General features: G+C 67.3%; 1 pseudogene. It reads right to left on the reverse strand.

Features of this window, described 5'->3' with window-relative positions:
• Positions 1 to 441: pseudogene (locus CCN44_RS46150) on the reverse strand (glycosyltransferase family 2 protein); the annotation flags it as partial.

The raw sequence follows: 441 nt of genomic DNA on the forward strand, positions 1-441 counted from the left end.
AAGGACGCCAGCCACTCCTCGTCCCGGTACGGCAGATCGCCCGCGTACATCCGGAAGTCGTGCTTGAGGAACTTGTAGTCCTTGTCCTCCCGCAGCCCCGCGTGCCCGCTGCTCACCAGGAAGTCGTCGATCAGGCGCTGCACGTGCACCCGGTCGCGGACGTTGGAGATCTTGTGCCGCTGGTTGGAGATGGAGGCGGAGGAGGCCGCGGCGAACGGCTCGATGTACCAGACGTACACCGGGTCCGGGATGATCGTGAACGCCTGCGCCAGGCAGTACGCCTGCGCCGAGAACAGCTGGTCCTCGTAGTGGATGCCCTCGGGGAAGCGGAGCCGGTGGCGGTCCAGGAAGGCGCGGGCGTACATCTTGCTGGTCGACAGGTGCTCGAAGAGCAGGCGCGGGTCCTGCTCGATGCCCTCCACCGTGCGGCGCTCGGCGACC

This window comes from Streptomyces tricolor, from assembly GCF_002155905.1.
Classification (GTDB): Bacteria; Actinomycetota; Actinomycetes; order Streptomycetales; family Streptomycetaceae; genus Streptomyces; species Streptomyces tricolor.